Annotated in this window: 11 protein-coding genes; 6 read left to right on the top strand and 5 right to left on the bottom strand. The window is 69.5% G+C overall.

Going from position 1 to position 12,084, the window contains the following annotated elements; genetic code table 11:
• Window positions 1–76: 76 nt before the first annotated feature.
• Window positions 77–1,291: an acetyl-CoA C-acetyltransferase gene (locus ACIOJD_RS17320; protein WP_401914058.1), complete on the bottom strand. Its 1,215-nt coding sequence runs from the start codon at window positions 1,289–1,291 to the stop codon at window positions 77–79.
• A 261-nt stretch (window positions 1,292–1,552) separates the two neighbouring features.
• Window positions 1,553–2,737, bottom strand: a complete 1,185-nt coding sequence (locus tag ACIOJD_RS17325) for a CaiB/BaiF CoA transferase family protein (protein WP_401914060.1) — start codon at window positions 2,735–2,737, stop codon at window positions 1,553–1,555.
• Between the two features lie 286 nt (window positions 2,738–3,023).
• On the opposite strand from ACIOJD_RS17325, the gene ACIOJD_RS17330 reads away from it, so the two are divergent.
• The gene (locus ACIOJD_RS17330; RefSeq protein ID WP_401914062.1) at window positions 3,024–4,214 is read left to right on the top strand and encodes a saccharopine dehydrogenase family protein; all 1,191 of its coding nucleotides are present in this window, start codon (window positions 3,024–3,026) and stop codon (window positions 4,212–4,214) included.
• On the opposite strand, the gene mmpA is transcribed toward ACIOJD_RS17330, so the two are convergent.
• On the bottom strand, window positions 4,211–4,390 hold the full coding sequence (gene mmpA / locus ACIOJD_RS17335) for a morphogenic membrane protein MmpA (RefSeq protein ID WP_401914063.1): 180 nt from the start codon (window positions 4,388–4,390) through the stop codon (window positions 4,211–4,213). The genes ACIOJD_RS17330 and mmpA overlap by 4 nt on opposite strands.
• 222 nt (window positions 4,391–4,612) lie before the next feature.
• Here mmpA and ACIOJD_RS17340 point away from each other — a divergent pair, with 222 nt between their 5' ends.
• Window positions 4,613–5,017 carry a peptidase inhibitor family I36 protein gene (locus tag ACIOJD_RS17340; protein WP_401914065.1) on the top strand — a complete coding sequence of 135 codons (405 nt, stop codon included), beginning with the start codon at window positions 4,613–4,615 and terminating at the stop codon, window positions 5,015–5,017.
• Between the two features lie 66 nt (window positions 5,018–5,083).
• On the opposite strand, the gene ACIOJD_RS17345 is transcribed toward ACIOJD_RS17340, so the two are convergent.
• A complete protein-coding gene (locus ACIOJD_RS17345; RefSeq protein ID WP_401914068.1) occupies window positions 5,084–5,641 on the bottom strand; it encodes a GNAT family N-acetyltransferase in 558 nt (185 codons plus the stop codon).
• 139 nt (window positions 5,642–5,780) lie between these two features.
• Window positions 5,781–6,461 carry an endonuclease V gene (locus tag ACIOJD_RS17350; RefSeq protein ID WP_401914069.1) on the bottom strand — a complete coding sequence of 227 codons (681 nt, stop codon included), beginning with the start codon at window positions 6,459–6,461 and terminating at the stop codon, window positions 5,781–5,783.
• A gap of 286 nt (window positions 6,462–6,747) precedes the next feature.
• Here ACIOJD_RS17350 and ACIOJD_RS17355 point away from each other — a divergent pair, with 286 nt between their 5' ends.
• From ACIOJD_RS17355 to ACIOJD_RS17370, 4 genes are all read left to right on the top strand, one after another.
• Window positions 6,748–7,047 carry a YciI family protein gene (locus ACIOJD_RS17355; protein ID WP_401914070.1) on the top strand — a complete coding sequence of 100 codons (300 nt, stop codon included), beginning with the start codon at window positions 6,748–6,750 and terminating at the stop codon, window positions 7,045–7,047.
• Between the two features lie 219 nt (window positions 7,048–7,266).
• Window positions 7,267–7,683 (top strand): SsgA family sporulation/cell division regulator, encoded by a 417-nt coding sequence (locus ACIOJD_RS17360; RefSeq protein WP_401914073.1) that lies wholly within the window; start codon window positions 7,267–7,269, stop codon window positions 7,681–7,683.
• Window positions 7,684–7,987: 304 nt separating this feature from the next.
• Entirely contained in the window at window positions 7,988–9,631 is a 1,644-nt protein-coding gene (locus tag ACIOJD_RS17365) for an ABC-F family ATP-binding cassette domain-containing protein (protein WP_401914076.1), read from the top strand.
• Between the two features lie 134 nt (window positions 9,632–9,765).
• Window positions 9,766–12,024, top strand: coding sequence for an ATP-binding cassette domain-containing protein (locus tag ACIOJD_RS17370; protein WP_401914077.1), 2,259 nt, complete (start codon window positions 9,766–9,768; stop codon window positions 12,022–12,024).
• Window positions 12,025–12,084 lie beyond the last annotated feature (60 nt).

The raw sequence follows: 12,084 nt of genomic DNA on the forward strand, positions 1-12,084 counted from the left end.
TGACGGGGAGACGCGGTGACGGGGCCCGTCGCGGGGCGGTGGGGCGGTGTGCGCGTCGGTCGCGCACGCGGGACGGTCAGAGACGCTCCACGACGGTGGCCACGCCCATGCCGCCGCCGACGCAGAGCGTGGCGAGGCCGTACCGCTTGTCCTGGCGCTCCAGTTCATCGATGAGCGTGCCGAGGATCATCGCTCCGGTGGCCCCGAGCGGATGGCCGAGCGCGATGGCGCCACCGTTGACGTTGACCTTGTCCAGGGAGAGTCCCATGTCCTCGGCGAAGCGCAGGACGACCGCCGCGAACGCTTCGTTGATCTCGACCAGGTCGATGTCGTCGATGGTCAGTCCGGCCTTGGCGAGGGCCTTGCGGCTCGCGGGGGCGGGTCCCGTCAGCATGATGGTCGGCTCGGAGCCGGAGACCGCGGCGGAGACGATCCGGGCGCGCGGCGTGAGTCCGTAGCGCTCGCCGGTCTCCTGGGAGCCGATCGCGACGAGGGCGGCACCGTCCACGATGCCGGACGAGTTGCCCGCGTGGTGGACATGGTCGATCTTCTCGACCCAGTGGTACTTCTGCAGGACCACGGCGTCGAAGCCGCCCGCCTCGCCGATTCTGGCGAACGACGGCTTGAGGCCCGCGAGCGAGTCGGCGGTGGTGCCGGGCCGCATGTGCTCGTCGTGGTCGAGGACGGTGAGCCCGTTACGGTCGAGGACCGGCACGACCGACCGCGCGAAGCGGCCCTCCTTCCAGGCCACGGCGGCCCGTTCCTGGGACAGTGCGGCGAATTCGTCCACAGCGCGCCGACCGAAGCCGCCGAGCGTGGCGATCAGGTCGGCGCCGATGCCCTGCGGGGCGAAGCCGGTCGCGAAGCTGGTCATCGGGTCCATCGCCCAGGCGCCGCCGTCGGACCCCATCGGCACCCGAGACATCGACTCGACTCCGCCCGCGAGGATCAGGTCCTCCCAGCCGGAACGGATCTTGGCCGCGGCCAGGTTGACGGCTTCCAGACCGGACGCGCAGAAGCGGTTCTCCTGTACGCCGGCGACGGAGTCGGGCAGTCCGGCGGCGATCGCCGCGATACGGGCGATGTCCGAGCCCTGGTCGCCGAGCGGGCTGACCACGCCGAGCACGATGTCGTCGATCGCCGCCGGGTCGAGCCCGGAGAACCTGCCACGCAGCTCATGGATCAGCCCGACGACCAGGTCGATGGGCTTCGTGCCATGCAGGGCGCCATTGGCCTTGCCTCGGCCGCGCGGGGTGCGGATCGCGTCGTAGACGAACGCTTCGGTACTCACGACGACTGCCTTTCAACGATTCCGGTATTGCGGTTCACGACTGTTCGGGTTGACGGGAGTTGACGGCTGTTCGGGTTGACGACTTCCGGTTCACGGCTGTTCCCGGTTCACGACCGCGGCGATCCGCCGGCGGCGTCCGTCATGTTCCCGGCCGTACGTCCACCGATGGTCCGGATCCAGCCGTCGGCCGGACGCGCCGCCCCGGGTACTCGGATACTCGGGTACGCGGGTACTCGAGTACGCGGGCTCCGAAGCTCCAACTCAGCTGCCCTCCTTGGCGCGTGCGGGGCCCCCGTCCCCTGCGGGCCCGACCCAGCCGCCGGCGGGCAGGTCCCAGTCGCGGGCGATCTCCGCGCCGTCCGCGCCCGGCCGCGCGGGCGGTCGGCGCACCGATCCGGGGGTGGCGGAGAACCGGGGCGCGGGCGCCGGCTGGGTGAGCCCCGCGTGGTCGATGAAGGTGCCACGCGCCGCGAGATGCGGGTGGTCCGGTGCCTCACGCAGTGACACCACCGGAGCGACGCAGGCGTCGGAACCCTCGAAGACCGCCGTCCACTCCTGGCGGGTCTTCCTCCTGAACCGGGCGGCCACCGCGTCCCGCAACTCGTCCCAGCGCTCGAAGTCCTTGCGCGCCGGAAGCTCGTCGGCGATACCCAGCAGCTCCACGAACTCGTTGTAGAACCGCTGCTCCAGCGCGCCGACCGCCATGTACTGGCCGTCGGCGGTCTCGTACGAGCCGTAGAACGGGCTGCCGCCGTCGAGCAGGTTGGCCCCCCGCCGGTCCTGCCAGCCGCCCGCGCCCATCATGGCGTGGATCATGGTGGTGAGATGCGCGGTGCCGTCGACGATCGCCGCGTCCACAACCTGCCCGGCGCCGTCCGGCGTACGGGCGTGCTGGAGCGCCGCGAGCACGCCGATGACGAGGTAGAGCGCGCCGCCCGCGTAATCACCGAGCAGATTCGCCGGGAGGGCGGGCGGCTCGTCGGCCTTGCCGATCATGGAGAGGGCGCCGGTGACCGCGATATAGCCGATGTCGTGCCCCGCGCGCTCGGCGAGCGGGCCGTCCTGGCCCCAGCCGGTCATCCGCCCGTACACCAGCCGCGGATTGCGGTCCAGGCACTCCTGCGGGCCGATGCCGAGACGCTCGGCGACGCCGGGGCGGAACCCCTCGATGAGCACATCGGCGCGCTCCACCAGGTCCAGGACGCGGGCAGCGCCGTCCTCGGCCTTGAGGTCGATCAGCACGGAGCGCTTGTTGCGGTTGGTCAGGTCGTGCGCCGGATCGATACGGAGTCCCGCGCCACCCGGCCGGTCGACCCGTACGACATCGGCACCGAGGTCGGCGAGCGTCATGGCGGCGAACGGCCCCGGCCCGATTCCGGCCAGCTCGACCACCCGTACCCCGGCCAGCGGACCGTTCCCTGTCGCCGCCGCCTGACTTGTTGGCATCAATCCCCCAGCACGGTTACCCACTGGTGCAACACCAGCGATGTGAAGAATGTGTCCCGCTCGGTCCGAGGGGCCCGGAGTCCGGGACTCCGGGCCCCTCGGACCGAGCAGGCGCTTGGTTCTCTTGGTTCACTGTCGAGCCTATGCCGTCCCGCGCCTTGATGAGGTTCCGCGACTCGGTGAGGTTCCGGTGTGACGAGGTTCCGGTGCCCGATGAGGTTCCGGCGCGTGATGGCGTGGTAGCTCTCGCACGGGACACATGTACGGAACGGACGGTGGAGGGCCCATGACCGGCAAGAACGACACACAACGCCCGTACGACATCGTGCTCTTCGGAGCGACGGGCTTCGTCGGGACACTCACTGCGGAGTATCTCGCCGGCCACGCGCCCCAGGACTGCCGCTGGGCCATCGCGGGCCGCGACCCGGAGCGGCTGGAACGTCTGCGGGAGCGGCTCACCGCGATCGACCCCGACTGCGCCACACTCCCCGTCCTGCACGCCGACACGGACTCACCGGACTCGCTGCGCGCCCTCGCCGAGTCGGCCCGCGTGATCGCGTCGACCGTCGGACCGTACCTGTTGCACGGCGAAGGGCTGGTCGCGGCCTGCGCGGAGGCGGGAACGGACTACGCGGACCTGTGCGGCGAGGCCGAGTTCCTGGACCGGATGTATCTCCGCCACGACGTACGGGCCCGGGAGACCGGTGCGCGCCTCGTGCACGCCTGCGGCTTCGACGCGGTGCCCAGCGACCTCGGTGTGTACCTCACCGTCCAGCAGCTCCCCCAGGACGCACCGCTGTGCGTGGACGGTTTCGTACGCTCCAACGCCTTCTTCTCCGGCGGAACACTGGCCTCCGTACTGACCGTCATGAGCCGAGGCCCACAGGGTCTACGGGCCGCGAAGGAGCGGCAGTTGTACGAGCCGAGGCAGGTCGGCCGACGCACCCGGGCGCCGTTCGGCGCACCGCACTTCAGCCGGGAGACCGGGCTCTGGGCGCTGCCGCTGCCGACCCTCGACCCACAGATCGTGGCGCGCTCCGCTGCGGCGCTGGCACCGTACGGTCCCGACTTCCGCTACCGGCACTTCGCCGGGGTGAAGACGCTGCCGGTCGCCCTGGGCGGCACCGCGGCGGCGGGAACGGGGCTGGCCGTGGCGCAACTCCCGGCGGCCCGGAACTGGTTGCTCAAACGGTACGAGCCCGGCGCGGGCCCGGACGAGGAGCGCAGGCGGGCGAGCTGGTTCTCGGTGCGCTTCGTGGGCACGGGCGGCGGGCGGCGGGTCTTCACCGAGGTCTCGGGCGGTGATCCCGGCTACGACGAGTCGGCGAAGATGCTGGCCGAATCGGTACTCAGTCTGGCGTTCGACGACCTGCCGGACACCGCGGGCCAGGTGACCACGGCGGTGGCGATGGGGGACGCGCTACTGACACGGCTGCGGGCGGCGGGGCTCCGATTCCGGGTCGTGGACGCGCGTTAGGCCATGGCCCAGTTGGCGATGGTGTAGATCATCGAGCCGAGCCAGATCAGGCCGACGACGGAGGACACCAACAGCGCGGTCGACATGCCGCGTTCGCGGGGCGAGGAGGGACGGCGCGGCTGGTACTCACAGGGCTGGAAGGGGGCCGTTCTCGATGCGGCTCGATAGTTCGTCATACATTCAGCCTGCCGATCACGACCGGCCGCCGGTATCCGTACAGGTACTCAGCTTGTTCCTTGGCTTCCTGCCATATGACGTGCGGCAATGGTGACCTCACGTTTCACCGTCCTGCGCACGTCGTGGCGGGCTGGCGTCAAGGTCGTACAGGCCACGCCGTCCGGCGGACATGCCGCTCAAAACCTCGAACTCTCTGTAGTCGATCGATAGCATCTGGTAGCATGCATCACCGCGTCATCAGTCTCGCTGTCACCGTCGCGGCCGTCATCGGCTGTCTGTCGGTGAACACCGCTTCCGCCTCCCCCGTGACCGACACCGGTCATGCCGCCAAGACATGCAAGAAGGGCTACTTCTGCCTGTGGTCGGGGCCGCACCAAACCGGCAGGCTGCTCTTCGCCGAGGACGCGCACGTGACAGAGGAGGGCTTCGGGTTCCCCGACCGGGACGACATCGAACCGCCCATCCACCCGCGGTCCGCGTACAACCCTCTCCTCGACGACTTCGGCTGCATCGTCCGCCTCAACGACCGGCCGTACTTCCAAGGCGACGAGCAGGAGGTCGCCGGCTTCGGCAACCAAGAACTCGACGGCCGCCGGGTGGCCTCGATCACCTCCGACTGCGGCTGAGCCACGAAAACGCTGATCAGATCCGGGCCGCGCCCGACACCGAACGGGCCGGCCCGGATGACGGGCTCACGCGTCGCGCGACGGGTGCAGTTGGGCGAACTCGTCGGCGAGCATGCCCATCATGACGAGATCGTGGTGCCGGCCAGCGAAGAACACATGATCGCGGAGGCGTCCCTCCTCGATGAAACCGAGTCGGCGCTGAAGTGCGAGTGATGCCTCGTTGTGTGCGAAGATCCGCGCTCCGCACTTGTGGAAGCGCCTTTCGGCGAACATGAAGCGCAGCAGCATCACCGCGGCTTCCGCCGCGTAGCCTTGGCGCCGGTGATCAGCGCCTATCGTGACGCCGTACTCGAACCAGCCGTTACGTGGATCAGCGTGGTGCGAGCCGACGGCACCGACTGTGCGCCCCGTGTCGACGGCCTCGACTGCCAACTGGAAGCAGTCGCCGTCGGACTCGGCGGCGGCCTGCTCCTTCGTCCGCAGACGGTAGCCCTCGGCGGAACGGGGTGGGTGCAGCACATCTCCCAACCGCTCCTCGTCAGCGGCGAAGCGCATGAGCGCGGTCCAGTCGTCGGGCTCGATACCGCGCAGGCGTACCCGATTGCCGGTCCAGAACGATGTCATCCCCTATTCGATCACGCTGCGGCATGCGAAATCCAGACGTTCGACGACCTCCGGGACAGCGTGTGACCTGGCGCTTCAGGGCTGCCAAACATGCCAAGCCGGGGCCTTGCGGAGGGGGAGGACGGATCGCCGACAGGCCCTAAGCGGTTGCCTCTCGCAGCGCCCGGCGGCAGAGGGAGTCGGCCCGCCGGGTGGACTCCGGGAGGCGGTAGTCAGGGGCCAGCCTCAGGGTGTGGGCGCAGGCGGTCGCGAGGTCGATGCGGTGGCCTACGGAGACGAAGACCGGCTTGACGCCCGCCTGCGTGCGCAGTGCCCGGCCGACCTCCTCGCCGTCGTCGGCCCTCAATGGCGAAGAGTCGCCACGCCGGGCGCCCGGCTGCTCGTACCCGAACATGAACGGGTTCTTCGCCACGCCGATCACCGGAAGCCCGGTGAGTACGCCGAGATGAGTGGCGAGCCCGAACCGGCGCGGATGGGCCAGGCCGTAGCCGTCGCAGACGACGAGGCCGGGGGCCGAGGTGAGCGATTCGAGGGCGGCCAGGACCGTCGGGATCTCCCGGAAGGCGAGCAGACCGGGTACGTAAGGGAAGGCGACCCGGCCGACGGCAGTGGCCTCGTCCACGACGGCGAGGGTCGCGGCGTCGAGCACGACGGCCGCCGCCGCGACGACGTCCCGCTCGTCGTCGTACGCCACGTCCACCCCGGTCACCAGACCCGTCCCGGCCGGCGGCCCCGGTTCGTCGAGCACGACACGGCCGCGCAGCTCGTCCTGGATAGCGCGTGCCTCGGTCTCGTCCGCGGGTGTCCTGATCGTCGCCATGATGATCACCAGCCTAAGGTCTTTCGTTTGGATCAGGCCGGATCAGGGAGCGGGGTCTGGTGCCGTGGATCGCAAGGCGGAGGAGTGAGGCGACGCGGCGGGGGCACCTCCCACGCCCTTGAGGCAGTGGGGGAGTCGTGGAGTGACGACAACGCGGCGAGGCGCGGTGCCGGGGCACGCGAGCCCGGCAAGATCCAAACGAGAGGCCCTGGGCCCTGTCCGGCGGAGGACGTGGTGGCAGCGCCACCTCCCAGGCGTTCGCGGGCCGACGGCTAACCTGGCGATCATGTTCGTACTGGAATTGACCTATACCAGCCCCATCGAGCGCGTCGACGAGTTGCTCGACGCCCATGTCGCCTGGCTGGACGCGGAGTACGAGTCCGGTGTCTTCATCGCCTCCGGCCGCAAGAACCCGCGTGACGGCGGGGTGATCCTCGCCGTCGGGGACGACCGGGCGGAGATCGAGCGGATCACGGCCTCCGACCCCTTTGTGACCGGAGGAGTCTGCGCCTACCGGATCACGGAGTTCATCGCGACGAAAACGGCGCCCGCGCTCGCTCCGTACCGCCGGCAGCTGCCGGGCTGAGCGGAAAAATCCACCTGCTGGGCAGGCCGGGGGCAGGTGGGGAGTACCCGCCTCGAAATCGACTCTCCGACTGCCCATCCGGCTACCCCCTGGACAGGTGATACAACTCACCCCCGTTCAGGAGCACGGATCGGGGTCCTCCGCCGTCTTTCTCATTGAGGAGGCGACCGAGTCCGGCCCTCCTCCGATCCGTCTTCGGCCAGATCAAGGGGAGCAGACATGTCACCCGTTATCGAGCAGGCTGTTCAAGCCCGACTGGTCGCGTCCGTTCCCCGGGCCGATACCGTGCACGCGACGCTGCGCTACGACCGCGCGGACCCCTTCGCCGTACGTATGGCGTTCCCGCCACCGGCGACGCTGGAGGGCACCGAGGTGACCTGGGAGTTCTCCCGCGAGCTGCTCGCCAGGGGCATGACCGAGCCCATCGGTGTGGGCGACGTACGAGTCCGCCCCTTCGGCTACGGCCGTACGGTCGTGGAGTTCCACGCCCCCGAGGGCACCGCGATGGTGCATCTGCGCAGCTGGGAGCTGCGGGACTTCCTGGAGCGCTCCGAGGGCCTGGTGCCGGCCGGCCGCGAGCACCTCTACCTGGATCTGGACCACGACCTGGCCGAACTGCTGCGCGACGCCTGCTGAGGCGACGCCCCCTCCCCTGACTGGCTCCTCCTCGCGCCATTAATTGCGTTGACGACCGTCGGCGCCCCTCATACGGTGTGCCACAGTCCTGTTGTCGTCGAATTGGAGTAGGACGTTGCTCGTCTGAGGTCCTGAGACACCGTTTCGCACAGCCGCGTTTCCGCCTGTGCGCTCGTGTGCGACCTCGGCTGCCGAGCCGTCCTCCCCGACCGGGACTCTCCGTCCGTATCGCGGTGTCTCCATCCGTTGCCCTGCACCTCTGCACGCACTCTTCGCGCTCTTCGCGCGGCAACCGGAGATCCGTATGTCTACTGCCCCGAGTCACCTCAGCTGTACTGCCCTCTCCTTCGCCTGGCCCGACGGAACGGGCGTGTTCGACGGATTCCAACTGACCGTCGGTCCCGGCAGAACCGGCCTGATCGGCCTCAACGGATCAGGTAAATCAACCTTGTTGCGCCTGATGGCGGGCGAACTGACCCCGACCGAGGGGAAGATCAAGGTCATCGGCGATGTCGGCTACCTCTCGCAGACCGTGGTGCTCGACACCGGGTTGCGGGTGGATCAGGCGCTCGGTATCGCCGCGGCCCGCGCCGCGCTGCACGCCATCGAGGCGGGCGACGCGAACGAGCGGCACTTCACCGCCGTCGGCGACGACTGGGATGTCGAGGAGCGTGCCGTCGCCACCCTCGATCAGCTCGGCCTCGGGCACATCGGCCTCGACCGGACCATCGGCGAGGTGTCGGGCGGCGAGTGTGTGCTGCTCCGGCTGGCCGCGCTGCTGCTGGCCAGGCCCGATGTGCTGCTGCTGGACGAGCCGACCAACAATCTCGATCTGCACGCCCGGCGGCGGCTGTACACGGCGGTCGGCTCCTGGTCAGGCGTGATGGTCGTGGTCAGCCACGACCGCGAACTGCTGGAGCGGGTCGACCAGATCGCCGACCTGCGCGACGGCGAGGTGAAGTGGTACGGCGGCAACTTCACCGCGTACGAGGAAACACTGGCCCAGGAGCAGGAGGCGGCCGAGCGCATGGTGCGGGTCGCGGAGGCCGACGTACAGCGACAGAAGCGTGAACTGGCCGAAGCTCAGGTCAAGTTGGCCCGCCGCAAGCGGTACGGACAGAAGATGTTCGAGAGCAAGCGCGAGCCCAAGATCGTGATGGGAGCCCGTAAAAGGGCGGCCCAGGAATCGGCGGGCAAGCACCGCATCATGCATACCGAGAAGCTCACCGAGGCGAAGGAGCGGCTGGACGACGCGGTGGAGGCGGTACGCGACGACGACGAGATCCGCGTCGAACTGCCGTACACGAAGGTCCATCCGGGCCGGAGCGTACTGACGCTGCGCGAGCTGCGGCTGCGGTACGGAGCCGAGGCCAGGGGCGAGTTCGCGATTCACGGCCCCGAGCGGATCGCGCTCGTGGGGCGGAACGGAGCCGGCAAGACGACGCTGCTGCGTACGGTCGCCGGGGAGCTGGAGCCGGTCTCCGGCGAGGCGCTGGCCCATGTGCCACTGCGCTTCCTGCCCCAGCGGCTCGATGTGCTCGACGACTCGCTGAGCGTCGTGGAGAACGTCGCGCGGTTCGCTCCCGCCGCGACGAACAACATGGTCAGGGCGCGGCTGGCACGCTTCCTGTTCCGGGGCGCGCGGGCCGACCAGCCGGCCGGGACCCTCTCGGGCGGGGAGCGCTTCCGTGCCTCGCTCGCCACGCTGCTCCTCTCCGAACCGGCACCGCAGTTGCTGATGCTGGACGAGCCGACGAACAATCTGGACATGGCGAGCGTGCGCCGGCTCACCGACGCGCTGGAGTCGTACGAGGGTGCGCTGATCGTGGCGAGCCACGATGTGCCGTTCCTGGAGTCGATCGGCATCACCCGCTGGCTGCTGCTCGACGGCGAGTTGCGCGACACGACCGCCGAGGAGGTACGGGAGGCGACGCCCGGGTCGTCGTAGTACCGGCGCCGCCACCGGCCGAGCGGAGAGTCGACGAGTCGGCGAGTCGGCGGAGACTCCGCCGAGCGCCGGAGGATCGACGCCAACCGGGAAACCCGACAGAAGATGTCCGGTTTCCTGGTTAGCGTCGGCCCATGCCTCAGAACATCACCATCTCGGGCGCCCGTGAGAACAACCTCCGGGATGTCTCCCTCGCCATCCCGAAGGGCAAGATCACCGTCTTCACCGGAGTGTCGGGATCGGGCAAGTCCTCGGTCGTCTTCGACACCATCGCCGTGGAGTCGCAGCGCCAGCTCAACGAGACCTTCACCTCGTTCATCAGAAACCGGCTGCCCAAGCACGAACGCCCTCATGTCGACGCGATCGACAATCTCGCCGTCTCCGTCGTGGTCGACCAGAAGCCGGTCGGCGGCAATGTCCGCTCCACCGTCGGCACGATGACGGACATCTACTCCGTGATCCGAGTGCTCTTCTCCCGCCATGGCACGCCGAGCGCCGGTGCGGCGACCGCGTACTCCTTCAACGATCCCTCGGGGATGTGCCAGGTCTGCGACGGCGTGGGCCGTGTGGTGCGACTGGACACCGACCGGGCCGTCGACTGGTCCAGGTCGCTCGACGAGGGCGCGCTGCTGCTCCCCGGGCTCTCGGTGGGCAGCTGGGAGTGGAGCCTGTACGCCGAATCCGGCCACTTCGACCGGGCCAAGCCGCTGCGCGACTACACCGACGAGGAGCGCGAACTCCTCTTGCACGGAGGAGACTTCACCGTCCGGGTGAACATGAGGTCGGGCTCGGTGGACGTGAGGTTCGAGGGGATCGCGGACCGTTTCACCCGGCTCTTCCTCAAGCGTGACACCGCCGGTCTCTCCGAGAAGCGCCGGGAGGCCGCGGCCCGCTTCACCCAGGAGCGGCTGTGCGAGGCGTGCGGCGGGGCCCGGCTCAACGAGGCCGCGCTCGCAACCCGGATCGACGGGCTCACCATCGCCGACCACACGCGCATGGAAGTCGCCGACCTGGTCGAGGTGCTGGGCCGGATCGACGACCCGGTGGCGGCCCCGATCGCCGCCGCGGCGCGCGAACGGCTGGAGCGACTGGTCGGGATCGGGCTCGGCTATCTCAGCCTGGACCGGGAGACCACCACGCTGTCCGGCGGTGAGGGGCAGCGGCTCAAAATGGTGCGCCACCTGGGGAGTTCGCTGACGGGCCTCACCTTCGTCTTCGACGAGCCGAGCGTGGGACTGCACCCGCGCGATGTCGGCCGGCTGAACGATCTGCTGGTCCGGCTGCGCGACAAGGGCAATACGGTGCTGGTGGTGGAGCACGACCCGGATGTCATGGCGATCGCGGACCATGTGGTCGACATGGGCCCCAAGGCGGGCACGGACGGCGGCCGGGTGGTGTACGAGGGGCCGGTGGACGGGCTGCGCCGCGCCGATACGCTCACCGGCCGCTGTCTGCGCCGCCGTACCCCCGTGAAGGAGTCGTTCCGCTCCCCCACCGGCCAACTCCCGGTCACGGGCGCGGATCTGCACAACCTCAAGGGCATCGACGTACGGTTCCCGACCGGGGTCCTCACGGCGGTGACCGGGGTCGCGGGCTCCGGAAAGTCGACGCTGGTGTCCGAGGTGTTCACGGCCGCGTACCCGGAGGCGATCGTGATCGACCAGGGCGCCATCAGCGCCTCGTCGCGGTCGACGCCCGCCTCGTACCTCGGTGTCATGGACACCATCCGTACGATCTACGCGAAGGAGAACGGGGTCCGGCCGGGACTGTTCAGCTTCAACTCCTCGGGTGCGTGCGGGGAATGCGCGGGACGCGGGATCATCTGCACCGACCTCGCGTTCATGGATCCGGTGACCACGACCTGCCAGGCGTGCGAGGGGCGGCGCTTCCACGACGATGTGCTGCGGCACCGGGTGAAGGGCCGCTCCATCGTGGACGTACTGGACATGACGGCGGCGACGGCCATGGAGTTCTTCGCGTTCTCCGAGGACAGGACGCTGCTGCGGAGGCTGCGGGCCCTCGCCGACGTCGGCCTGACGTATCTCACGCTGGGCAGGCCGCTCAGCTCGCTGTCCGGCGGCGAGCGTCAACGCGTGAAACTCGCCACGCGGTTGCACCGCACGGGCGGTGTGTACGTCCTCGACGAGCCGACCACCGGGCTGCACATGGCGGATGTGGACACGCTGGTGGCGTTGCTGGACCGGCTGGTCGACTCGGGGAACTCGGTGATCTGCGTCGAGCACGACATGGATGTGGTCAAGCGCGCGGACTGGGTGATCGACCTCGGCCCCGACGGGGGCAAACACGGCGGTGAGATCGTCTTCGAGGGCACCCCGAAGGAGCTGCTGGAACACCCGAAGTCCGTCACCGCCGCTTACCTGCGCGCCCGCTGAGGCGAGCCCGACGGCGGTCCGGCGGTCCGGCGATCCGGCGGCGATCCGGCGGCGATCCGG

Source organism: Streptomyces sp. NPDC088116 (assembly GCF_044741745.1).
Classification (GTDB): domain Bacteria; phylum Actinomycetota; class Actinomycetes; order Streptomycetales; family Streptomycetaceae; genus Streptomyces.

What these genes read in the sequence shown, in the direction of transcription:
- ACIOJD_RS17345 (WP_401914068.1), bottom strand. Translation starts at nt 5,641, where the DNA reads ATGACATCGTTCTGGACCGGCAATCGGGTACGCCTGCGCGGTATCGAG.
- ACIOJD_RS17340 (WP_401914065.1), top strand. Translation starts at nt 4,613, where the DNA reads ATGCATCACCGCGTCATCAGTCTCGCTGTCACCGTCGCGGCCGTCATC.
- ACIOJD_RS17370 (WP_401914077.1), top strand. Translation starts at nt 9,766, where the DNA reads ATGCCTCAGAACATCACCATCTCGGGCGCCCGTGAGAACAACCTCCGG.
- ACIOJD_RS17355 (WP_401914070.1), top strand. Translation starts at nt 6,748, where the DNA reads ATGTTCGTACTGGAATTGACCTATACCAGCCCCATCGAGCGCGTCGAC.
- ACIOJD_RS17365 (WP_401914076.1), top strand. Translation starts at nt 7,988, where the DNA reads ATGTCTACTGCCCCGAGTCACCTCAGCTGTACTGCCCTCTCCTTCGCC.
- ACIOJD_RS17330 (WP_401914062.1), top strand. Translation starts at nt 3,024, where the DNA reads ATGACCGGCAAGAACGACACACAACGCCCGTACGACATCGTGCTCTTC.
- ACIOJD_RS17350 (WP_401914069.1), bottom strand. Translation starts at nt 6,461, where the DNA reads ATGGCGACGATCAGGACACCCGCGGACGAGACCGAGGCACGCGCTATC.
- ACIOJD_RS17360 (WP_401914073.1), top strand. Translation starts at nt 7,267, where the DNA reads ATGTCACCCGTTATCGAGCAGGCTGTTCAAGCCCGACTGGTCGCGTCC.
- mmpA (WP_401914063.1), bottom strand. Translation starts at nt 4,390, where the DNA reads ATGACGAACTATCGAGCCGCATCGAGAACGGCCCCCTTCCAGCCCTGT.
- ACIOJD_RS17325 (WP_401914060.1), bottom strand. Translation starts at nt 2,737, where the DNA reads ATGCCAACAAGTCAGGCGGCGGCGACAGGGAACGGTCCGCTGGCCGGG.